Raw genomic sequence first — 23508 nt, forward strand, 5'->3', positions numbered from 1 at the left:
GTCCTGGCACGGAACGGAAAACGGCGGCGGCCGAGGGGATCATCATCCCCTCGGCCGCCGCCGTTTCGGTGCGCCGGGCCGCGCTCGGCGCGTCAGCCGTGGGCGCGGGCCTCGATCGGCCGGGCGTCGTAGCCGAGGAACTCCTGCGCGATCTGCTTGGCGAGCTGGTCGCCGGGCTTGATCTGCTTGCCGCTCGGGTCCTGGACGTAGGCGTAGAGGACGTACCGGCCGCGGACCGTGACGGCCGCGTAGCCGCCGGCGCGGTCGATGTCCTTGGCCTGCTGGCCGGACATGCCGCGGAACCACTCGTACTTGGCGGGGTCGCCGGCGCGGCTCACCCGCAGCGCCGCCGCCCGGTTCGGCATGACCGCGATCCCGGTCGTGACGGCCCACGTCTTGATCTTGTTGACGAAGGTGGCGCGGACGACCTTGCGGCAGCTCTCCCGCTGCAGCGCCTTCAGCATCGAGCCGCGCGCCGCGTAGCCGAGGTCCTTGTTGATGGACCAGCGGTCGCGGGCGAAGGTGCGGCTGCCGAGCTGCACGGTCGCCTCGGGGAAGGCCTCGGTGAACGACAGGTCCTTCGGGTCGGTCTTCTCGTCGTTGATGTCGGTCGGCTTCGGCTTGGGCGTCGTGCCCGCCTTCGGCGGCGCCGAGGCGGCGTGGCTGGGCTCGGCGGCCTTGCGGGTGGCGCCGTCGCCCTTCGATCCCGTCCCGCCGAGGACGAACAGCGCGACGAGGGCGGCGAGCACGAGGCCCGCGCCGCCGCCGACGAGGACGAGGCGCTGCCTGCCGCCGCCGCCCCCGCGCGGCCGGGGGCCGGGCGCGGACGGCCCGCCGGGGCCGCCTGGGCCCGCCGGGGCGGGTTCGTCGAGCGGGACGCCGCCTTCGGCGTGGTAGACGGGGGTGATCACGGTGGCCATGGCGGGCTGCTCGGCCGTCGCGGTCGCGTCGCCCGCCTCGCCGTGCGGGTACGGGCCGCTGCCGGTGGGCGGCAGGACGCCCGGCGGCAGGATCGCGTCGGGGACCAGGACCGGGGCGACCGCCGTGGACGCCTTCTCGGCCTCCACGGCCTTCTCGAACGCCGCCGTGCCAGCCGCGCCGCCCCGCGGCGGGGCCGGAGGCTCCGGCGCGGGCCGGGGCTGCTCGGCCGTCTTCGCGGCGGCGGGCTGGGCAGGTGCTGTCGGCTTCGCCTGTGCGGTGGGCTTGGCCTTCGCGGCGGCCTTGGCCTTTGCCCCGGGCTTGCCGCGCTTCGGCGGGACCGGAGGCGCGATGCCCATGGGCCCGGTCGTCGTGGAGGGGCTCGGGGCGTCCTCGGCCATGCCGCCGTTCGCGCCGCCGTCAGTGCCGGAGGGGACCGGCCCGGGGGCGGCGTCCTCGTCGGGGACGGCGGCGAAGCCGTCCGGGTCGGTGTCGCCGAAGGCGAGCGGCCCCTTGATCAGCGGTTCGGACGGGACGGCGCCGCGGGAGTCGATGTTCGGGACGCCGGCCCCGGCGACGAGCGTGCCGGGCGGGACCGTTCCGGCGGCGGCCCCGGGCGCGGCGGGCGCCCCGGTCTCCGCGGACGGCGCGGTGCCCGGAGCCGCGGCGGCTCCGGCCGGTTCGCCGATGGCGCCCGTGTCGGCGGCGGGTTCGGAGGCCCACCAGGGGGTCTGCAGGCCGAACGCGGGCAGCCGGAGGGGGGAGGACGCGGACGGTGCCTCGTCGGCTGCGGCGGCGCCGCCCGCACTGGCGGGCGCTGCGGCCTCGTCGATCGGGGCCTGGCTGGCGGGAGCGGCCTCGGTGGCGGAGCCTCCCGCGGGAGGGACCGCACCGAAGCTGGGGGGCGCCGAGGAGGCGGGGGCGGCGGCCGTCCCCGCCTCCTCGGCGGTCTCCCGGGTGTCTCTAGGTCCAGACATAAGCAGACAGGGTATTCAAACCGGTCATTTCTTGAGGGGTTTGCCTTCTGTTTCCCTGTAGTGCAGGGCGAAGGCGAGGTCGCTGCCCTTGTACAGCTCGGCGCCGAAGACGCTGACCGCCTTATGGTACTTGGCGGCGATCGCCTTGCCGTCCGGCCGCTGCACCCAGGTCATGACGAGGTAGTGGCCGCGCGCCTGCGAGGTGCCGAACGCGAGGCCCTTGCCCGCCTTCTTGGTGACGCCCTTGCCGGGCAGGGCCACCAGGAACGCGTCCTTGGCGGACGTGGCCTTCACCGCCAGCTTGGCGGCGTCGGCGGACTTGAGGTTGAGGACGCCGATGGTGCCGATCAGCGACCCGCTGCTGAGCGCGTAGGTGGCGCGGAGCGCCTGCGTGCAGTCGCCCTTCTTCAGCGCCTTCTCCAGCGCGGTACCGCCGACGACGGCGCTGCACTTCGTCGTGGAGCTCGCGGCGGTCCGCACGTACTTGAGGCCCGACGCCTTGAACGACGCCTTGCCGAACACCTCCGACAGGGTCAGCTTCACCGGGTCGGTGGCGCGGCTCTGCAGCTTCACCGCCTGCAGCGGCGGGACGGTCGGCGTCGCTGGTGCCGTCGGCTTGGTGGACGCCGCGGCGGGCGGCGCCTTCTTCTCCGGCTTGGGATCGTCCTTCATCATCGACGCGACGCCGACGCCGCCGCCGATGAGGACCAGCCCGGCGACGACCGCGCCGCCGATGATCAGCGGGAGGCTGCGGCGCCGCCCGGACGGGCCGCTCTCGCCGGACGGTCCGGGCGGCGCGCCGTCGGCGTCGCCCGGCTGGTAGCCGCCGGGCATCGGGGCGCCGTAGGGGTCGTCCCCTGGGTCGCCGTGCCCGAACTCGCCGGGCCCCTGCCCGAACTGCTGCTGCCCGAACTGCTCTTGCCCGAACCGCTCCTGGCCGAACTGCTGCTGCCCGAACTGGTCCTGTCCGAACTGCTGCTGCCCGAACTGGTCGGATCCGCCCTGCCCGAAGCGGTCGTGCCCGCCGGACCCGAAGTCGCCCGGCGGGAACGCGTCCTGGCCTCCCTGCGCGGGCGGCTCGCCCCAGACGGCCGTCGGACCGCCGGGCGCGCCCGGGGCCTCGGCCGCCGCGGACGGCGCCGCGAAGGGCTCCGCCTCCAGCGGCCCGGTCCCGAAGGGGTCCGCCTCCAGCGGTCCGGTGCCGAAGGACTCGCCGCCGAACGGGCGCGCGCCGGAGGCTTCGCCGTGCGGGGCGGAGGTCTCGTCGTTGTCGTTGCCGTACGGTGGCGCCTCGGCTCCGGAGCCGTACGGCGCCTGCGGCGACGGCCCCGGTGGCCGGCCGCCGGGCCTGCCTTGATCGCCCGGATAACCCATGGCTCTGGACCTTACCGTTCCTCGTTCAGGGCTCTGGACCTTCGGAACACCCACCATGACATGGGGGCGAACCGGACGCCGGTGCTTTGCGGAAGGTCGCCGTCCGGGTCCGGGCCGTCACGTCCAGCCGAAGTCCTGGGTCCACAGCGGGCCGTCCGGGCCCGCGGCCATGCCGACGCCGATGGCGCGCAGACCGCAGTCGAGGATGTTCGCGCGGTGGCCGGGGCTGTCCATCCAGCCGCCGACGACCGCGGCGGCCGTGGCGTACCCCTTGGCGATGTTCTCCGCGCCGGGGGCGGGGTAGCCGGCGTCGAGCATCCGCGTCCAGGGGCTGTCGCCGTCGAGGGAGTCGTGATCGAAGTAACCGTGCGCGGCCATGTCGGCGGAGTGCGCGCGGGCCGCGGCGGCGAGCCGCTTGTCGACGCGGAGGGGCCGGCAGCCGGCCTTGGCCCGCTCCGTGTTGGTGAGCGCGACGACGGCGCCCGCCGGATCGGACGCGCCGGGGGCCTCGGCCGGGCCGTCCGCCGGCCGGTCGGCGTCCTCGGCGGGCGGCGTCGTCTTCGCCGTCGACGGCTTCGGGGAGGGCGACGGGGAATGCGCCGTCCTCGGCGGCGCCGTCGCGCCGACGCCGGCCGGGGCGTCGGCGGGCGCGGTGCGCGTGCCGCGCCCGGGGCCGGCACCGCCGCCCGTCCCGGCGCCGGGCTCGTCCCTTCGGCCCGAGTCTCCCGTGCCGGACGGGCCGCCGCCGTGGTCGGACGCGGCGATCGGCTCCGACCGCAACTGGGGCAGGACGAGCCGGTCGAGCGCGACGCCCGTGCCGATGGCGAGGGCCGACGCGCCGATGGTCACCGCGATCGCGATGAGGGGCCGGGAGCCGGGCCGTCCCGTCCGCGCCCGGCGACGCCGCCGCCGGGATCCCGCGGGCCGGTCGGGTCGCACCGACGAGGAGCCGTGGGGGGAAGAGGAGGGAGGAGAAGGAGAGGAGCCGCGCGCCGCGGGCTCGCCGGAGTGCCGGGCCTGATGGCGTCCGGGCCGTCGGCCGGAACTGCGGGCACCGGATCTGCGGGCACCGGTTCTGCGGGCAGGGGACAGCGGGGGCTCCCGGGTGCGGGCCGGCGGCGCCGGCGTGGACCGGTCGGCGGCACCTTATCCCTATAAGGGGGAGGGAACACCAAGATCGTCTGAAACGGCCTTGCGGCCGGCGCGGGGCCGCCGGGCCGGGCCCCGCGGACGATGCTGCATACTGGAGAGCGGCTGGGAGACTGCCACAGCGATCCGCGTTTTGACCCGCGTGCGTCCGCGCGGGTATCCTGCGGGTTTGTTGTATGCGTCGACGCCTGTCCGGGCGGGAGACGAATCGCAACGACGTGTCGGTGTGCCCCACAGCGTGTCCGTCCCGGGGACGGGTCCGCGCGTTACGGGCCCCGGCCTCCCGGAGCGCCAGGTCGGAGATCCAAGTGTCCTGATCGGCGCGAGCAGGATATCCGCTGTGAAGTCGACGAGAAACGAAGGCTGACGACCGTGCGCACGTACACCCCTAAGCCCGCTGACGTACAGCGTCAGTGGTACGTCATCGACGCGACCGATGTCGTGCTGGGCCGTCTCGCCAGTCAGGTCGCGCAGCTGCTTCGGGGTAAGCACAAGCCCATCTACGCCCCGCACCTCGACACCGGTGACTTCGTGGTCATCGTGAACGCCGACAAGGTGGCGCTGTCGGGCAACAAGCTGGAGCAGAAGAAGGCCTACCGGCACTCGGGCTACCCGGGCGGTCTCCGCTCGGTGGCCTACGGCGACCTGCTGGCCAAGCACCCCGAGCGGGCGGTCGAGAAGGCGATCAAGGGCATGCTGCCCAAGAACACCCTCGGCCGGAAGATGTTCGGGAAGGTGAAGGTCTACGCCGGTCCGGACCACCCGCACCAGGCGCAGAAGCCCGTCCCGTTCGAGATCACCCAGATCAGCCAGCTCGCGAAGTAACGCGGACGCGCGACGGCGCGCGCCCGTGGAGGCCGCCGGGGCACCCGATCACCGGGCCAGCCGCCCTGGCTAGAACACCTGAGGAGAAGCGTGACCGAGTCCACCGAGACGCCCGCCGAGGGCGTCGACTTCGACTCCTACGAGGACGCTCCGTCCGAGTACAGCACCGAGACCCCCGAGGCCGCCGGCGAGAGCTACCTGGGCCAGCCGGTCGCCACCGGCCCGGCCGCGGGCACCGGCCGCCGCAAGCAGGCCATCGCGCGGGTCCGGATCGTCCCGGGCTCCGGCCAGTGGAAGATCAACGGCCGCACCCTGGACCAGTACTTCCCGAACAAGGTCCACCAGCAGATCGTGAACGAGCCGTTCGTCCTGCTCGGCCTGGAGGGCCAGTTCGACGTCCTCGCCCGGGTCAACGGCGGCGGCACCACCGGCCAGGCCGGCGCGCTGCGCCTCGGGATCTCCCGCGCGCTGCAGTTCGCGAACATCGAGCACCGCCCGGCGCTGAAGAAGGCCGGGTTCCTCACCCGCGACGCGCGGGTGCCGGAGCGTAAGAAGGCCGGTCTCAAGAAGGCCCGCAAGGCTCCGCAGTACAGCAAGCGCTGATCGACGGCACGAGCCGCCGCACCCCGTGGACGTTTCCGCGGCCGCCCCGCACGGGCGGCGCACCGGGTGCGGCGGCTCGCCCGTGTTCGCAGGGCCTGGCCCACTAGATTTGACCGCATGGGCGGACGGGGCGCGCACCCGTTCCGGACCGCCCGCGCGGTCTTTTCGTCTTTCCGGGAGTTGAACTGTGGCTCGTCTGTTCGGGACCGACGGCGTGCGTGGGCTCGCCAACCGCGACCTGACCGCCCCGCTGGCCATGGACCTGTCCGTCGCGGCGGCGCGGGTCCTCGGCGAGCAGGGCGCGTTCCGGGGGCACCGGCCGATGGCGGTGGTCGGGCGCGACCCGCGGGCCTCGGGCGAGTTCCTCGAGGCGGCGGTGGTCGCCGGGCTCGCGAGCTCGGGCGTCGACGTGCTGCGGCTCGGGGTGCTGCCGACGCCGGCGGTCGCGCACCTGACGCACGAGTTGGCCGCCGACCTCGGCGTGATGCTGTCGGCGTCGCACAACCCGGCGCCGGACAACGGGATCAAGTTCTTCGACCGCAGCGGCTACAAGCTGCCCGACGAGATCGAGGACCGGATCGAGGCGCGGCTCGGGGCGGCGTGGGAGCCGCCGACCGGCGCGGGCGTCGGCCGGGTCCGGGAGGCGCACGGCGCGGTCGAGCAGTACGTCGCGCACCTGCTGGCGACGCTGCCGGTGTCGCTGGACGGGCTGCGCGTGGTGGTGGACTGCGCGAACGGCGCGTCCAGCGAGGTGGCGCCGGAGGCGCTGCGCCGCGCGGGCGCCGAGGTGATCACCATCGGGACGGCGCCGGACGGGCTGAACATCAACTCCGGCTGCGGGTCCACGCATCTGGACGCGCTGTGCGCGGCGGTGCGCGAGCACGGCGCGGACGCGGGCATCGCCAACGACGGCGACGCCGACCGGTGCCTGGCGGTGACCGCGTCGGGCGAGGTGGTGGACGGCGACCAGATCATGGCGATCCTGGCGCTGGACCTGCGGGAGGCGGGCGCGCTCGCGTCCGACACCGTGGTGGCGACGGTGATGTCGAACCTCGGCTTCAAGCTGGCGATGCGGGACGCCGGGATCGCGGTGGTGGAGACCGCGGTCGGCGACCGGTACGTGCTGGAGGCGATGAAGGAGCGCGGGTTCGTCTTCGGCGGCGAGCAGTCCGGCCACGTGATCATGCTGGACCACGCGACCACCGGGGACGGCGTGCTGACCGGCCTGCACCTGCTGGCGGCGATGGTGCGGCGGGGCCGCCCGCTGGACGAGCTGGCGAAGGTGATGACGCGGCTGCCGCAGGTGCTGATCAACGTCAAGGACGTGGACAAGACGCGCGCGAAGACCGACCCGGGGCTGGCGTCGGCGGTGGCGGACGCGGAGGCCGAGCTGGGCGAGACGGGCCGGGTGCTGATCCGGCCGAGCGGCACCGAGCCGATGGTGCGGGTGATGGTGGAGGCGGCGTCGCACGACCAGGCGCAGGCCGTCGCCGAGCGCCTCGCCGCCGTCGTCCGCGACCTCCTCGGCTGATCCGCCGGCCGGGGTGCGAGCCACCTGGCGAGCACCCCGGCCGCGAGCCGGGCCGGGCCGGGGCCGCGCGGGCGCGGTCAGCGCTCGTCGATCTCCAGGCGCCCGACCTTGAGGTGCTTGATCTCGACGGTGCCCGCCTCCAGGTGGCCGATGATCGCGCGCTTCACGGCGAGCTTGCCGATCGCGACGGCGCCGATGGCGATCGCGCCGAGCGCCATGGAGCCGAGGGCGAGCGAGCCGAGGCCGTTGCCGAGGCGCAGGGTGAGGCCGGTCGCGGACGCGCCGGTCACCTCGGCGCCGACGGCGCGTGCGCCGACCCCGCGCTCGGTGCGGACGCGGGGCCGGTCGGCGGCCTCGGAGGTCTCGGAGGTCTCGGCTTCCGGCCGGTCGTCGGGTTCGTTGCTCATCCGACGAGCATATTGGGGCGGGCCGCCGTCATCCTCCGCACAGTTCGAGCATCTTCTGCTTGTCGGCGGACGTCACGGGCAGGTCGTACTTCAGCGACACCTGCGCGACGCGGACGCCGTACGAGCAGCGGACGCGCTTGTTCGGCGGCAGCCATGACGCCGGTCCGGAGTCGCTCTTGGCGCCGTTCAGCGGCCCGTCCACCGGGATGAGGTTCAGCGGGTCGTTGGCGATGGACTCGCGCTTGTCCTTGGTCCACCGCGACGCGCCCATCTGCCAGTCGTACGACAGCGGCATGACGTGGTCGATCTGGATGGCGGTCGCGTGCGACTTCGTCCAGTGGATGGTCTTGCCGGAGTAGGGGTCGTCCAGCGTGAGCGAGACGATGACGCAGTTGGACCCGGACCGGTACTTCACGTCCTCCCCGTCGCGCTTCAGCAGGTCGTTGCGGGTGTCGCAGCCGTTGTGCGCGAACGGGACGTCGGGCGCGTTGTCCATCCAGGCGTAGCCGAACTTGTCGCGCTCGTAGCCGGTCTTCGGGCCGCGTCCCTTGGTGGCGACCTTCTTGATGAGCGCGCGCGCCTTGCCGAGGTCGCCGGAGGAGGTGATGGGCGCGAGGCCCGGCTTGGTGCCGTCGGGGTTGTCGAGGGGGCTCACCGCGTGCCCGTCGTTGCGGGACGGCCCGGACCCGCCGGACGACCCGCCCGTCCCGCCCGATCCGTCCGCGCCCGGGTCCGTCTTGCAGCCGGACGCCGCGAGGGGGACGGTGAGCGCGAGCGCCGCCGCCGCGAGGGCCGTCCCGCGCCGGCCCTGTTCCCGTCGTCGCGCCCGTGCCCGTCGTAGCACGCGTTCCCGTCGCAGCCCGTCGCGCCGCGTCATGCCCTCACCACCCGGAGTTTTCTGTCGTCTTTCACCCAGATGCGGGTAAATAAACGATCAAATCGTACGGACTCGCGCCGGCGCCACGGTCCCCGGGCTTTTACGGCAGCATGTGGCGGGTGCTGCACCTCAGAGCGATCGTCCCGCCGGACCGGACGGAGGCCGTCTGCGCGGCCCTGTCGGACTGCGCGGGCGCCACGAACGTCGTCGTCCTCCCCGGCGCCGCGCGCTCCCCGCGCGGCGACCTCGTCCAGATCGACGTGGCGCGCGAGTCCGCCAACGAGGTCCTCGCCGCGCTGCGCCGGCTCGGCATCGACAGGGACGGCTCCATCGCGATGGAGAAGATCGACCTGTCGGTGTCGGAGGTCGCCGAGCGGGCCGAACGGCGCGCGCCCGGCCATGGCGACGACGCGGTCGTGTGGGACGAGTTCGACCGGCAGGTCACCGAGGGCACCATGCTGACCTGGTCGTTCATCGCGTTCCTCGCGCTGGCGACGCAGCTGGCCGGGATCGCCGCGCTGATCGACTCGCCGGTCCTGGTGGTCGGCGCGATGGTGCTCGGCCCGGAGTTCGCCGCGGTCGCGGCGATCTGCTACGGGATCTTCCGGCGGCAGCCGGGGCGGATCTGGCAGGCGGTCCGGGCGCTGATCGTCGGGTTCACCTCCGCCATCGCCATCACCTACGTGTGCGCGCTGGTCAGCAAGTGGACCGGCGTGATCGAGAGCGACCGGCTGCCCGCGAGCCGGCCGCTGACCGCGTTCATCTACAGCCCGGACCGCTGGTCGTTCATCGTCGCGCTGCTCGCGGGCGCCGCCGGGGTGCTGTCGCTGACGGCGGGGAAGTCGTCGGCGCTGGTCGGCGTCTTCATCTCGGTCACCACCGTCCCGGCCGCCGGGAACCTCGCGGTCGCGATGGCGCTCCGGCACGGCGCCGAGATCACCGGGTCGCTGGAGCAGCTCGGCGTCAACCTCCTCGGGATGATCATCGCCGGCACGGTGACGCTGTTCCTCCAGCGCGCCGTGTGGAGCGCGGTCCTCCGCCAGAGGGGCCGATCGGCGGCCAAACGGTCGACTTAAGGCGCATCCGCGTACCACCTAAGGGTGACGCCGCGGCCGCACCCAGCCGCTAGGTTCGGGGACATGCCGATTATCGCCACCCAGGGCCTGACGATGAGGTTCCCCCGGGTGACCGCCCTGGACGACCTGACGGTGGCCGTCGAGCCCGGCGTCGTGGGGCTGGTCGGCGCCAACGGCGCCGGCAAGTCCACGCTGATCAAGATCCTGCTCGGCCTGCAGCCCCCGTCCGCCGGCACCGCGACCGTGCTGGGCATGGACATCGCCCGCGAGGGCGTCCGGATCCGGGAGAACGTCGGGTTCATGCCCGAGTACGAGTGCCTCCCGCCGGACGTGTCCGCGACGGAGTTCGTCGTGCACATGGCGCGGATGTGCGGGCTGCCGCCGACCGCCGCGCGCGAGCGCGCCGCCGACACCCTGCGCCACGTCGGGCTGTACGAGGAGCGCTACCGTCCGATCGGCGGCTACTCGACGGGCATGCGGCAGCGGGTGAAGCTGGCCCAGGCCCTCGTGCACGACCCGAAGCTGGTCTTCCTCGACGAGCCGACCAACGGCCTCGACCCGGCCGGGCGCGACGAGATGCTCGACCTGATCCGGCGCATCGGCGCCGAGTTCGGCATCAGCGTGCTGGTCACCTCGCACCTGCTGGGCGAGCTGGAGCGGGTCTGCGACCACGTGGTCATCATCGACGGCGGGAAGCTGCTGCGCTCCCAGGCCGTCGAGGCGTACACCGCCGAGAGCGGCGTGCTCACCGTCGAGGTGGACGAGGGACGCGACACGCTCGGGCAGCACCTGTACGACCAGGGCGTGTCCGTGCATCCGGAGGGGCGGTTCCTGGTCATCGACATCGCGGGGGAGGCGACCTACGACCTCGTCCGGGACGGCGTCGCCGACCTCGGGCTGCGGCTGATCCGGATGGAGCAGCGCCGCCACCACATCGAGGAGGTCTTCCAGACCGCGCCCGCGGAGACCGTCCCGCCGGGCCCGCCCGGTCCGTCCGGTCCGTCCGGTCCGTCCGGTCCGCCGGGTCCGTTCGGTCCGCCCGGGACGCCGGGCGTGCCGCCGCCCGCCCCGCCGGGCGCCCCGCCCGTCCCGATGCCGCCCGGCGCGCCGCAGGGAGGCCCGCGATGAGCACCAGCACCATCCACGACATCGGCTACCGCCACTACGAGGGCCGCCGCAGCGGCCGCGCCTACGTGATGCGGTCGCTGTACGTGCACAACCTGCGCGCCGCCTTCGGCCTCGGACGGCCCGCCCGCGCGAAGGTCATGCCGTTCCTGCTCGCCGCGATCATGCTGCTGCCGGCCGCCGGGTCCGTCGCGGTCGTCGCGGTCGCCAAGCGGCCCGAGGCGCTGATGCGCTACTCCTCCTACGCGGTCACCCTCCAGGTCATCATCGCGATCTTCCTGGCCACGCAGGCGCCCGTGCTGGCGTCCCGGGAGATCCGCTTCCACGTCGTCCCGCTGTACTTCTCCCGCCCGGTCGGCCACCTCGACTTCGTCCTGGCGAAGCTCGGCGCGCTCGCCACCGCGCTGTTCGCGCTGATGGCGGTGCCCGTCACCGTGCTGTACGTCGGCGGCCTCGTGACGAAGGTGCCGGACTCCTGGCACCAGTTCCTGCACTACCTCGCGGGCCTCGCCGGCTGCGTGCTGTTCGCGCTGGTGCTCGCCGCGATCGGGACGGTCGTCGCCGCGTTCACCCCGCGCCGCGGCCTCGGCGTCGCCGCCGTCATCGCCGTCTACATGATCACCAGCACGTTCACGCTGATCATCCAGGGCATCGCCGAGCACCAGACCAACTTCACCCTGGCCGGCTGGATCGGCGTCCTCGCCCCGTTCAACCTGATCGACATCGTCCAGGTGCGGCTGCTCGGCCAGCAGAAGTCCGCGGTGGACGTGCCGTCCGGCACGTTCAGCGGCGTCGTCGCGCTCGCGCTGTGCGCGGTGATCGTCGCCGGCTCGGTCGCGGTTCTGTACCGCCGGTTCCGGAAGGCGGGGCTGTCATGAGCGAAGCGAACCGGGGGGCGCGAGGGGCCGTCTCCCCTCGAAGGAGCGGGGCATGAGCGAGATCAGGCTGGAGAAGGTGTCCCGCTGGTACGGCAACGTCGTCGCGGTCAACGGCGTCTCGATGACGATCGGCCCGGGCGTCACCGGCCTACTCGGCCCGAACGGCGCGGGGAAGTCCACGCTCATCCACATGATGGGCGGGTTCCTCGCCCCCTCGTCCGGGACGATCACGCTGGACGGCGAGCCGATCTGGCAGAACCCCGGCATCTACCGGCGGCTCGGGCTCGTCCCCGAGCGCGAGAGCGCCTACGACTTCCTCACCGGCGAGCAGTTCGTGCTGTCGATGGCGAAGCTGCACAAGCTGCCCGACCCGCAGGCCGCCGCACGGCAGGCCATCGACCGGGTCGAGATGGCGTACGCGGCGGGCCGGACGATCGGCACCTACTCCAAGGGCATGAAGCAGCGGATCAAGATGGCGTCCGCGCTCGTGCACGACCCGCCCGTCCTCCTGCTGGACGAGCCGTTCAACGGCATGGACCCGCGCCAGCGCCTCCAGCTGATGGACCTGATCACCCGGATGGCGAACGAGGGCCGCACGATCCTGTTCTCCTCGCACATCCTGGAGGAGGTCGAGCGGCTCGCCGGGCACATCGAGGTGATCGTCGCGGGCCGGCACGCCGCGTCCGGCGACTTCCGCAAGATCCGCCGGCTGATGACCGACCGGCCGCACATCTTCCTCGTCCGCTCGTCCGACGACCGGGGCCTCGCCGCCGCCGTCATCGCCGACGGCTCGGCCCGCAGCGTCCAGCTCACCGACAAGGGCCTGCGCGTCGAGGCGGTCGACTTCCAGCGCTTCACCTGGCTGCTCCCGCAGGTGTCGCGGGACGCCGGCGTCCGGCTGTGGGAGGTCTCCCCGGCCGACGAGTCCCTCGAAAGCGTCTTCTCCTACCTGGTGGCCCGGTGATGCTCCGATGAACGCGACCATTGCGATGATCACCTTCCGGGCGATGCTCGGCCGGAGGCGCGCGCTGCTCCTGCTCGCGCTGCCGGCGCTGCTGGTCGTCCTGGCGGTCGTGCTGCGCTGGACGGGCAACAACGACCTGGACGTCTCGGCGAACGTGCTGCAGAAGTTCGGGCTGGCCACGCTGCTGCCGCTGCTCGCGCTGATCGCCGGCACCGGCGTGATCGGCCCGGAGATCGACGACGGCCAGATCATGTACGTGCTGACCAAGCCGATCCCGCGGCAGGTGATCGTGCTGACGAAGCTGGCGGTCGCGATCGTGCTGGTCGCGGCGTTCTCGGTCGTCCCGACCCTGCTGGCCGGGCTGGTGCTGACCGGGACGACCGCGCAGCTCGTGCCCGCCTTCACCGTCGGCGTGCTGGTCGGCGGCGTCGCCTACAGCGCGGTGTTCGTGGCGCTCGCGGTGATGAGCCGGAACGCGGTCACGATCGGGCTGCTGTACGCGCTGGTCTGGGAGACGCTGCTCGGGAGCTTCGCGCCGGGCGCGAAGTCGGCGTCCATCCAGCAGTGGGCGCTGTCGGTCACCGACGCCCTGACCCCGGCGTCGCCCGTCAGTTCGTCCGTCGACCTCGGCGTGGCGATCCCGCTGCTCGTCGCCGTCACGGTGGGCGCCGCGTTCCTGGCGGCGTTCCGGCTGCGCTCGCTGACCATCGCCAGCGCCGAGTGATGCGCCTTCCAGCGGCCTGATACCCGGCGGCCGGGCGCTCGTCGATCGGGCGCCCGGCCTCCGGGTGTCAGGAGTAGATCTTCGCGGCCAGCGCGGCCTTCCCCTCCCGGAGGGACGCCAGCGCCGCCGGGTCGAACCCGCCGCCGGCCGGACGCTCCGGCACCGCCGGGGGCTCGGCGAGCGTCCAGCCGCTGCCCGCGCCGGTCAGGGAGCGGTGCTTGGTCGCGTAGTAGTCGGGGTTGATCGGCACCGCCACGCCGCTCGCTCCGGCGGCGGCGGCGAGCAGGTGCGGGTGGAAGCGGGTGGAGAGCCAGACCTGCTCCGGCCCGGCGGGCAGCCCGTGCGCCCAGATGTCGGAGAACGGGTAGAAGCGCATGCCGGGCAGGTACGGCTCGACCAGGTCGTAGATCGCCCGGTCGACGCCCGGGATGCCCTCGACGACCCCGATCCGGTCGCCGGTGACGCCCCAGGCCCGCATGGTGCCGGTCACGAAGGACGCGAGGGCGGGGCGCGGGATCTCCAGCAGGTCCGACTGGAGGCAGAGCATGACCTCCGGCATCTCTTCCTCGGGTCGCCGGTACAGGTGCGGGCCGATCCCGAGGAGAAGGTCGTCGCCGGTGCGGCCGGTCGCCGTCACGTCGCCGAGGAGCCGCTCGGACGGCTCGTCCCGCACGTCGGCGAGCTCGAAGCGCGCCGCCAGCTCGCGGACCAGCGGCGCGGCGTCCTCCGCCGCGGGGAAGAGCCCCTGCCCGGTCATCACGGCCCGTCCGCCGGACCGCTCGACCGCCCCCACGGCGGCGGCGAGCAGCCCGTAGTGCTTCGGCCAGATGCGGTTCACGTATCCGCCGCCGATGACGTGGACGATCCGCGCCCGCGCGGCCAGCTCGATGCCGGCCACCCACCGGCAGGCCATCCCGGGATGGTGCATCGCCCGCCGCACCCAGGCCGCCGTCTCCCACGGACCGTCGCCGGGGGCCTCCCAGCACAGCCGCCAGAACGTGTCGGTGAACCGCGCCCGCGGGTGGATCCCGTCGAGCAGCACCCCGGCCGGGCCGGGGCTCGGGCAGTCCAGCCACACGTCCGTGTCCGGGGCCGCCTCGGCCAGGTACCGCAGCCAGGCCGCGGCGATCAGCTCATCGCCGTAGTTCGGGAACCCGGTCGTGCCGACGAGATAGATCATTTCTCTCCTGAGCCTGTCCGCGGCCGAGCCGCCGCCCGGCGCGGGGAGGCCGGTTCACCAGAGGACGCCCACCGCCCCCTGGCGGATTACCCGCATCACCCTGCTCAGAGCCGGGTCAGCACGCCGGAACCGACGACGATGACCGCGCCGATCGCCATGAAGACGAGCGGGACGAGCCAGCGGCCGTAGCGCTCGACGACCTCGATGACCTTCTTGTGCGAGCCGAGCCATGACCCCGCCAGGCACCACAGTGCCACCCCGGCGGCGAACACAGCGATCGTCACGGCCGTCGCGCCGGGGCCGATGGTGCGGAACACGGGGGTGTAGACCGCGATGTTGTCGGCGCCGTTGGCGATCGTGACGGCGGCCACGGCGACGGTGCCCGACGCCACGGGCGGCGGGTCGCCGTCCCCGGCCCGCACCGCTCCGACCAGCCCGCGGACGCCGAGCGCGAACGGGACGAGGCCGAGCAGCCCGATCCACGCGTCCGGCACGACGGTCAGCCCCAGCGCCGCGACCACCGAGACCAGGACCAGGACGCCGACGCCCGCGTACTGCCCGGCCCAGATCTGCCGGGCCCGCGGTGCCCCGCCGGTCCGCCCGCTGAGGAAGAGGACGGTCAGCACGATGATGTCGTCGACGTTCGTCCCCGCGAACATGCCGATCGCCGCACCGACGGTCGCCCCCATAACGGACGAACCTACCGGCCCGCGCCATCCGGCGGCGGCGGAAAACCAGGTGCCCTGCCGGCCGGCCGGCTGGTAGTGGTTCCGGTATGGAGGATCTTGTGACGGAACGTCTCGTGCTGCACCCGTTCACCGTCGCCGAGGCGGAGCGGCTGGTGGCGGCCGGGCCGGCTCCGGCGGGCGGCTATCCCACCGGCATGGACGTGGCGGGAGCCCGCCGCTACCTGGAGGTCTGCGCCTCCGACGGTGATCCGCGGCCCTTCGGCGCCTACGAGATCCGGGTACGGGCCGACGGGCGCGCCATCGGCGGCGCGGGCTTCCACGCGGCCCCGGACGACGGCGGCGCCGTCACGATCGGGTACGGGCTCGTCGAGGCGGCGCGCGGCCACGGCTACGCCGCCGAGGCGCTCCGGGAACTGCTCCGCTTCGCCCGCGCGGGCGGCGCCGCCCGTGTGAGGGGCGACACCGACCGCGGCAACGTCGCGTCGCAGCGCGTCATGGCCGCGGCGGGGATGCGCCTGGTCGCCGAGGACGACGCGCTGAAGTACTACGAGCTGGCCTGGACGTCCTGACGCGTGCCCGCGCGGGACTCAGGCCGCTGGGCCGGGGCGGGGAGCGGCCGGGGGCGGGGTCTCCTTGCGGCCGAAGGCGCCGGGGCCCGCGTGGAAAAGGCCGATGAGCAGCACGCCGGCCGCCGCGGACCCGAAGGCCCAGCCGGGGTGCCGGCCCGGGTCCGCCCAGTGGACGAGCAGGAGCGCCACCACGAGCCCGGCCCAGCCGCCGACGAGGTTCGGCAGCGGCCCGTTGCCGGTGACGTTCGGGTAGCGCTCGCGGGTGATGCCGCGCACGAAGTGGGGGAGGGCGTTGCCGCCCACCACTCCGCCGAGGCCGCTGAGAACGATCGTCTGCCACATCGGATGCTCCTAGGTCGCACTGGTCCGGTGGGTCGCGCTGGTCCGATGGGTCGCGCTGGTCCGGTCGGTCGCGCTGGTCTGGTGGGTCGCGCTGGTCTGGTGGTCGAGGAGGGGCAGCAGCACGTCGTCCACCAGGCGGAGGACGAAGGCGTCGTCGAGCGGTTCGCCCGCGACGAACAGCCGGGAGAACAGCATCGACGAGCTGATCTCCATGAACAGGGCGGCGTCGAGGCCGGCCGGGAGGTCGCCGCGCGCGACGGCCTGCGCGATGGCGGCGCCGAACATCGCGTGCTTGTCGTGCACGAACCGGGCCCGGACGGCGTCGGCCAGCGCCGGGTCGCGGTGCATGGCGACCATCAGCCCGAGGACGAGCGCGGCGTCCTGGGCCAGCAGGCCGTCGCGCATCTGCCGGAGCACCGCGAGCAGGTCGGTGCGCAGCTCCCCGGTGTCGGGCGGGGTCACCGCGGCGGCGCCGGCGCGGCCGCGGACCGCCGCCACCACCATCTCGGCCTTGCCGGGCCAGCGCCGGTAGATCGTCGCCTTGCTGGCCCGCGCCCGCGCGGCGATCGCGTCCATGGTCACCTGGTCGTAGCCGACCTCGGCGACCAGGTCGAGGACGGCCCGCAGGATGGCCTCCTCGCGGGCCGCGCCCCGTGCGTCCGACATGCGCCCGCCCCTCCTCACTTCGAAACGAAACGGTTTCGTACACTACGCGCCGAGGGGACGCCCCGGCAAGGGGCACGGGGTCCCCGACCCGGCGGGGAGCGGCGTCAGATCCGGCGCAGCCGGACGCGCTGGACGGCGTGGTCGCGGCCCTTGTGCAGGACGAGGGTGGCGCGGGCCCGGGTCGGCAGGATGTTGGACACGAGGTTGATCTCGTTGACGTCCCGCCAGACCCGCTTGGCGAACGCGGCGGTCTCGTCCTCGTCCAGCTCGTGGGCGTACTTGTGGAAGTACGAGCGCGGGTCGGTGAACGCCGTGCGGCGCAGCGCGAACAGGCGCTCGACGTACCACTGCATGATGTCCTCGACCCGGGCGTCCACGTAGATCGAGAAGTCGAAGAAGTCGGAGACGCCGAGGGTGCCGGGCGGCGGCGCCTGCAGCACGTTCAGCCCCTCGACGATCAGGATGTCGGGCCGCCGGACGGTCTGCACCGCGTCCGGGACGATGTCGTACTCCAGGTGGGAGTAGACCGGGATCTCCGCCTTGTCCGCCCCCGCCTTGATCGACGAGACGAACCGGACCAGCGCGCGCCGGTCGTAGGACTCGGGGAAACCCTTCCTTTCCATGATCCCGCGCTCGGTAAGGATCGCGTTCGGATACAGGAAACTGTCGGTCGTGACGAGTTCCACGCTCGGGTGCTCGGGCCAGCGGGCCAGCAGGGTGCGCAGCAGCCGCGACGTGGTGGACTTGCCGACCGCGACGCTGCCCGCGACGCCGATGATGAACGGGGTGGGCGCGACCTCGCCGCCGAGGAAGCCGCTGACGGTGTCGCGCAGCCGCCCGTCGGACTGGAAGAACAGGTTCAGCAGCCGGGACAGCGGCAGGTAGACCTCCTCGACCTCGGTGATGTCGATCGGGTCCCGCAGGCCGCGCAGGGCGTCCAGCTCACCGGGGGTGAGGGGCAGCGGGGTGTTCTCGCGCAGGGCCCGCCAGGCCTCGCGGGAGAGTTCCACGTAAGGGGTCGGCACGCTGTCCCATCCGCTCGTCATGGCCAGAACGGTAATCGTTCGTTCAGGCCGGTCTCCGGGTTTTCACCGGGCGTCCAACCTAGCGCCACCCGTCTACGCCCTCTGCAGGTAGGTCCGGTGGGAGACACCGAATAGAGTTGCCGCCATGTGCGGAATCGTGGGGTACGTAGGCGGCCGGCCCGCGCTCGACGTCGTGGTCGACGGACTGGCCAGGCTCGAGTACCGCGGCTACGACTCGGCCGGGGTGGCCGTGCTGGCCGACGGGCGCCTGGCGACGGCGAAGCGGGCGGGGAAGCTGGTGAACCTGCGGGAGGCGATCGCCGAGGAGCCGCCGCCCGCCGGGACGCTCGGCATGGGGCACACGCGGTGGGCGACGCACGGCGCGCCGAACGACCGCAACGCCCACCCGCACACCGACTGCACCGCCTCCGTCGCGGTGATCCACAACGGGATCATCGAGAACTTCGCCGAGCTGCGCGCCGAGCTGGAGGACGCCGGGCACAAGCTGAAGTCCGACACCGACACCGAGGCCGTCGCGCACCTGCTGGAGGACGAGCTGGCCGGCGGGGGCGGCGGCCTGGCGGAGGCGATGCGCCGGGTGTGCCGCCGGCTGGAGGGCGCGTTCACGCTGGTCGCGGTGCACACCGGCGACGCCGACCTGGTGGTCGGGGCGCGCCGCAACTCGCCGCTGGTGGTCGGGGTCGGGCAGGGCGAGAACTTCCTCGCCAGCGACGTCGCGGCGTTCATCGAGCACACCCGGGACGCGATCGAGCTGGGCCAGGACCAGGTCGTGGAACTGCGCTCCGGCGGGGTGACGGTCACCGACTTCGAGGGCCGGCCCGCCGAGGTGAAGGAGTACCACGTCGACTGGGACGTGTCCGCCGCGGAGAAGGGCGGCTACGACTACTTCATGCTCAAGGAGATCGCCGAGCAGCCGCGGGCGGTCGCCGACACGCTGCTCGGCCGGATCGGCGCGGACGGCCGGCTGCACCTGGACGAGATGCGCATCTCGGACCGGGAGCTCCGCGAGGTCGACAAGATCATCGTGGTGGCGTGCGGCACGTCCTACCACGCCGGGCTGATCGCCAAGTACGCGATCGAGCACTGGGCGGGGCTGCCCTGCGAGGTGGAGCTGGCCAGCGAGTTCCGCTACCGGGACTCGATCCTGTCGCCGACGACGCTGGTCATCGCGATCTCCCAGTCCGGCGAGACGATGGACGCGCTGATGGCCGTCCGGCACGCCCGCGAGCAGAAGGCCAAGCTGCTCGGCATCTGCAACGTCAACGGCTCGACGCTGCCGCGCGAGTGCGACGGCGTGCTGTACACGCACGCCGGCCCGGAGATCGCGGTCGCCTCCACCAAGGCGTTCCTGACCCAGCTCGTCGCGGTCTACCTGATCGCGCTCTACATCGCGCAGGTGCGCGGCACCAAGTGGGGCGACGAGGTGTTCGCGATGGTGCAGCTGCTGGAGCGGATGCCGGAGAAGGTCGACAAGGTCCTGGAGACCATGGAGCCGGTCCGCGAGCTGGCCCGGTCCCTGGCGGACGAGCGGTGCGTGCTGTTCCTCGGCCGGCACGTGGGCTTCCCGGTGGCGCTGGAGGGCGCCCTGAAGCTCAAGGAGCTGGCGTACATGCACGCCGAGGGGTTCGCGGCGGGCGAGCTGAAGCACGGCCCGATCGCGCTCATCGAGCAGGGGCTGCCGGTCGTGGTGGTCGTGCCGCCGCGCGCCCGGGACGTCCTGCACGACAAGATCGTCTCGAACATCCAGGAGATCCGCGCCCGCGGTGCCCGCACCATCGTGATCGCGGAGGAGGGCGACGCGTCGGTGGAGCCGTACGCGGACACGCTGATCGGCGTCCCGGCCGTCCCGACGCTGCTGCAGCCGCTCGTGACGACCGTGCCACTGCAGGTGTTCGCCTGCGAGCTGGCCACCGCGAAGGGCCACGACGTCGACCAGCCCCGGAACCTCGCGAAGTCCGTCACGGTCGAGTAGCCGCCGACGCGGGGGGCGGGGGAGGCGGGCGCCTCCCCCGCCCTTCGCGTGCGGAGCCTTTGCGCGCGGGCCCGTCCGCGCCGGTGCGGACGGGTGGCGGCTATTCGCGGGTCGTTTCTGAGAATCTCAGTAAATGCAACTTTCAGTGCAAGTCGAAGGCTCCCCTCCGGACGGCCGCGACGAACCGCCGCCATTCTCCGCGAGCGAAGTCCAAGCACGTATCGTCGGCTGCTCCGTCCCGTACGGAGACGATTCCGTCGTCGTGCCCGGCCACCTCGACACAGGTGTTGCTCGCCCCGCAGCGGGTGCTCTTCCTCCAGCGTGGGGGCGGTGCGGCATGGAAACTCATCCTGGCTCCCGAATCGGAGACGCATTCTGCTCACGGCGGCGCTGCCGATGCCAGGAACAAGGTAACAAGATCCGCCCGGAATGCCGATGATCAGCGGGGGCGCCGGTACCGCTGCGACCCCTGGTGCGCAAGAGCGGCCCGCCCCGGCGGACGCCGGTGCGGGCCGTCGGTCACCTCTTCGCCCGCGGACCCCCGGTGTCAGCGGGCCAGATCGAAGCGGCCGGCCTTGGCGGCGGACGCGAACGCCCGCCACTCGGCGGCGGAGAACGTCAGCACGGGCCCGCTGTCGCCGTGGAAGGCGTCCCGTGCGGCGACCGCGCCGCCGCGCAGGCTCCCGATTTCCACGCAGGCGCCGTTGCCCGCGCACCGCGCGCTTTTCCGCCAGCCGGTCGCGGCGTTTTCGGACGCACCGGCTGCGGGCGCGTTGAGGTCAGGCGACATTTCGAACGAGGACACGCGTTGGCCTTTCCGGATATATGCACCGCCGTAGCGGCGGTGCTATCGCCAGACGGCCCGCGCTTGCGCAATGAATTCCATGGACTCGGCGCCGTCGAGCGCGACCCGGGCCATTCCCTCGAACGCGAGCCGATACATGTGCGTGATCTTCTCGTCGAGAAACTGGCTGACCGTGAGACTTTCCGTGTGAACGATGTCCGGAAAGACGACGTCGTGGACCGGGTCGAACTCCAGCAACTGGAACGACGCCTCCATCAGAGGATGGGCGACACCCAGCCGCAGGACGCGCAGAGTCACGTTCGGCATCTCCGCGACCTCGAGGAGATGGTCGAGCTGCGCTCGCATCACCGCGTGGTCGCCGACGAGGCGCTGCAGCACGGACTCGTCCAGCAGGACGGTGTATTCGACAGGTTCTGCTCTGTGCAGGATTCCCTGGCGACGCATCCGCACCTCGACCCTGCGGTCGATCTCCCGCGGCGGGACGGTGTCGAAAAGATGCAGCCCGGAGATCGTCGCGCGCGCGTACGCCTCGGTTTGCAGGAGGCCCGGAACGATGTAGGTCTCCCATTGCGTGATCTTGTTCGCTTCGTCTTCCAGTGCGATCAGTGCGGAGTAGCCGCCGGGCAGTTCCCGGTAACCCTCCCACCAGCCCTTCTCCGCGGCATCGTGTGCAAGGGCGATCAGCTCGGATCGGTGGGATTCGGCGATATCGTAGAGGTCGATGAGCGCGTGGATGTCGTCGATCTTCGCGCCGGTACGCGCGTTCTCCAGCCGGCTCACCTTGGCGGTCGACCAGGCCAGCCGCTCGGCGACATCGTCTCCGGTGAGTCCCTTCTGTTCCCTGAGCCGCCGGAGTTCGGCGGCGAGCCGGCGCTGCCGGACGTTCGGACCCCGGAACGGACTCATGTCCCCGGAGGCACTCCGAGACGCGACCACCGTTCCGACCCCCTTCTCGTCCGGGGAGCGGTCCCGTCGCAGTGTGCCGCATCGGGACCGTCCGTCGCTGCACGTTGGCTGATCATTTTACGGGTTTTTCCGCGCCCGCGCCGCACTGCAACTTCCGTGAAAACACACGCTAACCCACCTTTCGGGTGGCGGACCATGAATCGGACCCGGATCCCCCGCGCCATTGCGCCGGGGATCGCGGAACGGCTCCGGCCGGTTACACGGCGGTGGAGCGTGGCAGGCTAAGTCATGTGATCGTCCGGACGGCGCGCATGGGGAGCAGCGGATGAGGTACGCGCACGAGGTCGGCAAGGTGCGGGCGGCGGAGCGGGCGCTCATGGCGCGGCTCCCCGACGGCGCGCTGATGCAGCGCGCCGCCGCCGGGCTGGCGGCCGTCTGCGCCCGCGTCCTGCCCGCCGTCTACGGGGCCCGCGTCGTCCTGCTGGTCGGCGGCGGCGACAACGGCGGCGACGCCCTCTACGCGGGCGCCCGGCTGGCCCTCCGGGGCGCCCGGGTGCGCGCCGTCCAGGCCGGCTCCAAGATCCACGAGGGCGGGCTCGCCGCGCTGCGCGCCGCCGGCGGCCGCCTCCTCGACGGCGACCCCGAGCCCGCGATCGCCGGCGCCGACCTCATCGTCGACGGCCTCACCGGCATCGGCGGCACCGGCGCCCTCCGCGACCCGCACGCCCGCCTCGCCGCCCTCGCCTCCGCCGCGCCCGGCCTCGTCGTCGCCTGCGACGTCCCGAGCGGCGTCGACGCCGGCACCGGGTGCGTCGAGGGCGACGCCGTCCACGCCGACATCACCGTCACCTTCGGCACCCACAAGCCCGGCCTGCTCATCGACCCCGGCGCCGCCCACTGCGGCGTCGTCGAACTCGTCGACATCGGCCTCGGCGACGACCTGCCCGACCCCGACGTCGTCGCCGCCCGCCCCGCCGACGTCCGCCCGCCCGAGCCCGGCCCCGAGTCCGACAAGTACCGGCGCGGCGTCGTCGGCATCCTCGCCGGCGGCGACGAGTACACCGGCGCCGCCGTCCTCAGCACCGGCGGCGCCGTGCACGGCGGCGCCGGGATGGTCCGCTTCGCCTCCGTCGCGTACCCCGTCGAGCTCGTCCGGCAGCGCTGGCCCGAGGTCGTCACCACCGTGATCGACCCCGGCCCGCACGAGCCGAAGGTCCTCGAACGCGTCGGGCGCGTCCAGGCCTGGGTCGCCGGCCCCGGCCTCGGCACCGGCGACGCCGCCGAGTCGCTGCTGGCGGCCGTCCTGGCCACCGACCTGCCCGTCCTCGTCGACGCCGACGGCCTCACCGTCCTCGCCCGCCGCCGCGACCTGCTGCTGCGGCCCGCGCCGACCGTCCTCACCCCGCACGCGGGCGAGCTGTCCCGCCTCCTCGGCGTCGCCCGCGAGGACATCGAGGCCCGCAGGCTGGAGCACGCCCGCCGCGCCGCCGCCGAGCTGTCCGCGACGGTCCTGCTCAAGGGCTCCACGACGCTCGTCGCCGAGCAGGACCGCCCCGTCCGCGTGAACCCGACCGGCACCCCGCGGCTGGCCACCGCAGGCACCGGCGACGTCCTGTCCGGCCTGATCGGCGCCCTGCTCGCGGGCGGTATGCCGGCCCTCGACGCGGCCGCCTCCGGCGCCTACCTGCACGGCCTCGCCGCCCGCCTCGCGTCCGCGCCCCACCCGTCCGCCGCCGAGGCCCCGATCAGCGCCTACGACGTCATCACCGCCCTCCCCGACGCCTTCCGCAGTGTTTAAGCAATCCCGGCCCAGCAGGCTCGCCTGGCGGCTCGCCCGCTGACCGGTCTTGGGCGAGCGCGACCTCGCTTCGCGAGCTTCCCGATGGGGGCTCGCCTTCGGCGTCG

24 protein-coding genes are annotated in these 23508 nt (G+C 73.2%); 11 read left to right on the top strand and 13 right to left on the bottom strand.

Features of this window, described 5'->3' with window-relative positions; translation table 11 throughout:
• Window positions 1-92 precede the first annotated feature (92 nt).
• The 3 genes from ABT299_RS21170 to ABT299_RS21180 all read right to left on the bottom strand — a co-directional run bounded on the left by ABT299_RS21170 (window position 93) and on the right by ABT299_RS21180 (window position 4118).
• Window positions 93-1895, bottom strand: a complete 1803-nt coding sequence (locus tag ABT299_RS21170; protein ID WP_500251738.1) for a hypothetical protein — start codon at window positions 1893-1895, stop codon at window positions 93-95.
• 24 nt (window positions 1896-1919) lie between these two features.
• Entirely contained in the window at window positions 1920-3269 is a 1350-nt protein-coding gene (locus ABT299_RS21175) for a hypothetical protein (RefSeq protein WP_387021862.1), read from the bottom strand.
• Window positions 3270-3386: 117 nt separating this feature from the next.
• Window positions 3387-4118 (bottom strand): CAP domain-containing protein, encoded by a 732-nt coding sequence (locus ABT299_RS21180; protein WP_500251739.1) that lies wholly within the window; start codon window positions 4116-4118, stop codon window positions 3387-3389.
• Between the two features lie 672 nt (window positions 4119-4790).
• Here ABT299_RS21180 and rplM point away from each other — a divergent pair.
• The 3 genes from rplM to glmM all read left to right on the top strand — a co-directional run bounded on the left by rplM (window position 4791) and on the right by glmM (window position 7377).
• Window positions 4791-5243: a 50S ribosomal protein L13 gene (gene rplM, locus ABT299_RS21185; RefSeq protein WP_190862666.1), complete on the top strand. Its 453-nt coding sequence runs from the start codon at window positions 4791-4793 to the stop codon at window positions 5241-5243.
• 90 nt (window positions 5244-5333) lie between these two features.
• A complete protein-coding gene (rpsI, locus tag ABT299_RS21190) occupies window positions 5334-5846 on the top strand; it encodes a 30S ribosomal protein S9 (protein ID WP_190862669.1) in 513 nt (170 codons plus the stop codon).
• 187 nt (window positions 5847-6033) lie between these two features.
• Window positions 6034-7377: a phosphoglucosamine mutase gene (gene glmM, locus ABT299_RS21195; protein WP_500251740.1), complete on the top strand. Its 1344-nt coding sequence runs from the start codon at window positions 6034-6036 to the stop codon at window positions 7375-7377.
• Window positions 7378-7454: 77 nt separating this feature from the next.
• Here the strand turns inward: glmM and ABT299_RS21200 are convergent, their stop codons facing one another.
• Both ABT299_RS21200 and ABT299_RS21205 read right to left on the bottom strand, forming a co-directional pair.
• Window positions 7455-7784: a hypothetical protein gene (locus ABT299_RS21200; protein ID WP_500251741.1), complete on the bottom strand. Its 330-nt coding sequence runs from the start codon at window positions 7782-7784 to the stop codon at window positions 7455-7457.
• 28 nt (window positions 7785-7812) lie between these two features.
• Complete coding sequence (locus ABT299_RS21205; RefSeq protein WP_500251742.1) at window positions 7813-8661, bottom strand: HNH endonuclease family protein; 849 nt, start codon at window positions 8659-8661, stop codon at window positions 7813-7815.
• 119 nt (window positions 8662-8780) lie between these two features.
• Between ABT299_RS21205 and ABT299_RS21210 the strand changes: the two genes are divergently transcribed.
• The 5 genes from ABT299_RS21210 to ABT299_RS21230 all read left to right on the top strand — a co-directional run bounded on the left by ABT299_RS21210 (window position 8781) and on the right by ABT299_RS21230 (window position 13428).
• Complete coding sequence (locus ABT299_RS21210; RefSeq protein WP_190862677.1) at window positions 8781-9737, top strand: DUF389 domain-containing protein; 957 nt, start codon at window positions 8781-8783, stop codon at window positions 9735-9737.
• 63 nt (window positions 9738-9800) lie between these two features.
• Window positions 9801-10865, top strand: coding sequence for an ABC transporter ATP-binding protein (locus ABT299_RS21215; protein WP_500251743.1), 1065 nt, complete (start codon window positions 9801-9803; stop codon window positions 10863-10865).
• The gene (locus tag ABT299_RS21220) at window positions 10862-11740 is read left to right on the top strand and encodes an ABC transporter permease (protein WP_500251744.1); all 879 of its coding nucleotides are present in this window, start codon (window positions 10862-10864) and stop codon (window positions 11738-11740) included. Before ABT299_RS21215 ends, ABT299_RS21220 begins: the two co-directional genes overlap by 4 nt.
• Before the next feature lie 52 nt (window positions 11741-11792).
• Window positions 11793-12704 (top strand): ABC transporter ATP-binding protein, encoded by a 912-nt coding sequence (locus ABT299_RS21225; protein ID WP_190862684.1) that lies wholly within the window; start codon window positions 11793-11795, stop codon window positions 12702-12704.
• 7 nt (window positions 12705-12711) lie between these two features.
• Window positions 12712-13428 carry an ABC transporter permease gene (locus tag ABT299_RS21230; protein ID WP_190862686.1) on the top strand — a complete coding sequence of 239 codons (717 nt, stop codon included), beginning with the start codon at window positions 12712-12714 and terminating at the stop codon, window positions 13426-13428.
• Between the two features lie 67 nt (window positions 13429-13495).
• Here ABT299_RS21230 and ABT299_RS21235 read toward each other — a convergent pair whose 3' ends face one another.
• The gene (locus ABT299_RS21235) at window positions 13496-14608 is read right to left on the bottom strand and encodes a polysaccharide pyruvyl transferase family protein (RefSeq protein ID WP_500251745.1); all 1113 of its coding nucleotides are present in this window, start codon (window positions 14606-14608) and stop codon (window positions 13496-13498) included.
• A 104-nt stretch (window positions 14609-14712) separates the two neighbouring features.
• Window positions 14713-15297 carry a cadmium resistance transporter gene (locus ABT299_RS21240; RefSeq protein ID WP_500251746.1) on the bottom strand — a complete coding sequence of 195 codons (585 nt, stop codon included), beginning with the start codon at window positions 15295-15297 and terminating at the stop codon, window positions 14713-14715.
• 98 nt (window positions 15298-15395) lie between these two features.
• Here ABT299_RS21240 and ABT299_RS21245 point away from each other — a divergent pair, with 98 nt between their 5' ends.
• Window positions 15396-15866 (top strand): GNAT family N-acetyltransferase, encoded by a 471-nt coding sequence (locus ABT299_RS21245; protein ID WP_500251747.1) that lies wholly within the window; start codon window positions 15396-15398, stop codon window positions 15864-15866.
• An 18-nt stretch (window positions 15867-15884) separates the two neighbouring features.
• On the opposite strand, the gene ABT299_RS21250 is transcribed toward ABT299_RS21245, so the two are convergent.
• The 3 genes from ABT299_RS21250 to coaA form a co-directional block, all read right to left on the bottom strand.
• On the bottom strand, window positions 15885-16208 hold the full coding sequence (locus ABT299_RS21250; RefSeq protein WP_387021827.1) for a hypothetical protein: 324 nt from the start codon (window positions 16206-16208) through the stop codon (window positions 15885-15887).
• 9 nt (window positions 16209-16217) lie between these two features.
• Window positions 16218-16874 (bottom strand): TetR/AcrR family transcriptional regulator, encoded by a 657-nt coding sequence (locus ABT299_RS21255; protein WP_500251748.1) that lies wholly within the window; start codon window positions 16872-16874, stop codon window positions 16218-16220.
• Between the two features lie 104 nt (window positions 16875-16978).
• A complete protein-coding gene (gene coaA, locus ABT299_RS21260) occupies window positions 16979-17920 on the bottom strand; it encodes a type I pantothenate kinase (RefSeq protein ID WP_190862700.1) in 942 nt (313 codons plus the stop codon).
• Between the two features lie 124 nt (window positions 17921-18044).
• Between coaA and glmS the strand changes: the two genes are divergently transcribed.
• Complete coding sequence (gene glmS / locus ABT299_RS21265; protein WP_190862702.1) at window positions 18045-19892, top strand: glutamine--fructose-6-phosphate transaminase (isomerizing); 1848 nt, start codon at window positions 18045-18047, stop codon at window positions 19890-19892.
• Window positions 19893-20034: 142 nt separating this feature from the next.
• On the opposite strand, the gene ABT299_RS21270 is transcribed toward glmS, so the two are convergent.
• The 3 genes from ABT299_RS21270 to ABT299_RS21280 form a co-directional block, all read right to left on the bottom strand.
• Window positions 20035-20241, bottom strand: a complete 207-nt coding sequence (locus ABT299_RS21270) for a DUF397 domain-containing protein (protein ID WP_190862704.1) — start codon at window positions 20239-20241, stop codon at window positions 20035-20037.
• Between the two features lie 198 nt (window positions 20242-20439).
• Window positions 20440-20682 carry a DUF397 domain-containing protein gene (locus ABT299_RS21275; RefSeq protein WP_190862744.1) on the bottom strand — a complete coding sequence of 81 codons (243 nt, stop codon included), beginning with the start codon at window positions 20680-20682 and terminating at the stop codon, window positions 20440-20442.
• Between the two features lie 57 nt (window positions 20683-20739).
• Window positions 20740-21603, bottom strand: a complete 864-nt coding sequence (locus tag ABT299_RS21280; RefSeq protein ID WP_190862706.1) for a helix-turn-helix domain-containing protein — start codon at window positions 21601-21603, stop codon at window positions 20740-20742.
• 325 nt (window positions 21604-21928) lie between these two features.
• Between ABT299_RS21280 and ABT299_RS21285 the strand changes: the two genes are divergently transcribed.
• Window positions 21929-23401 (top strand): NAD(P)H-hydrate dehydratase, encoded by a 1473-nt coding sequence (locus ABT299_RS21285; RefSeq protein ID WP_500251749.1) that lies wholly within the window; start codon window positions 21929-21931, stop codon window positions 23399-23401.
• Window positions 23402-23508 lie beyond the last annotated feature (107 nt).

Source organism: Spirillospora sp. NPDC000708 (genome assembly GCF_040299565.1).
Classification (GTDB): Bacteria; Actinomycetota; Actinomycetes; order Streptosporangiales; family Streptosporangiaceae; genus Spirillospora.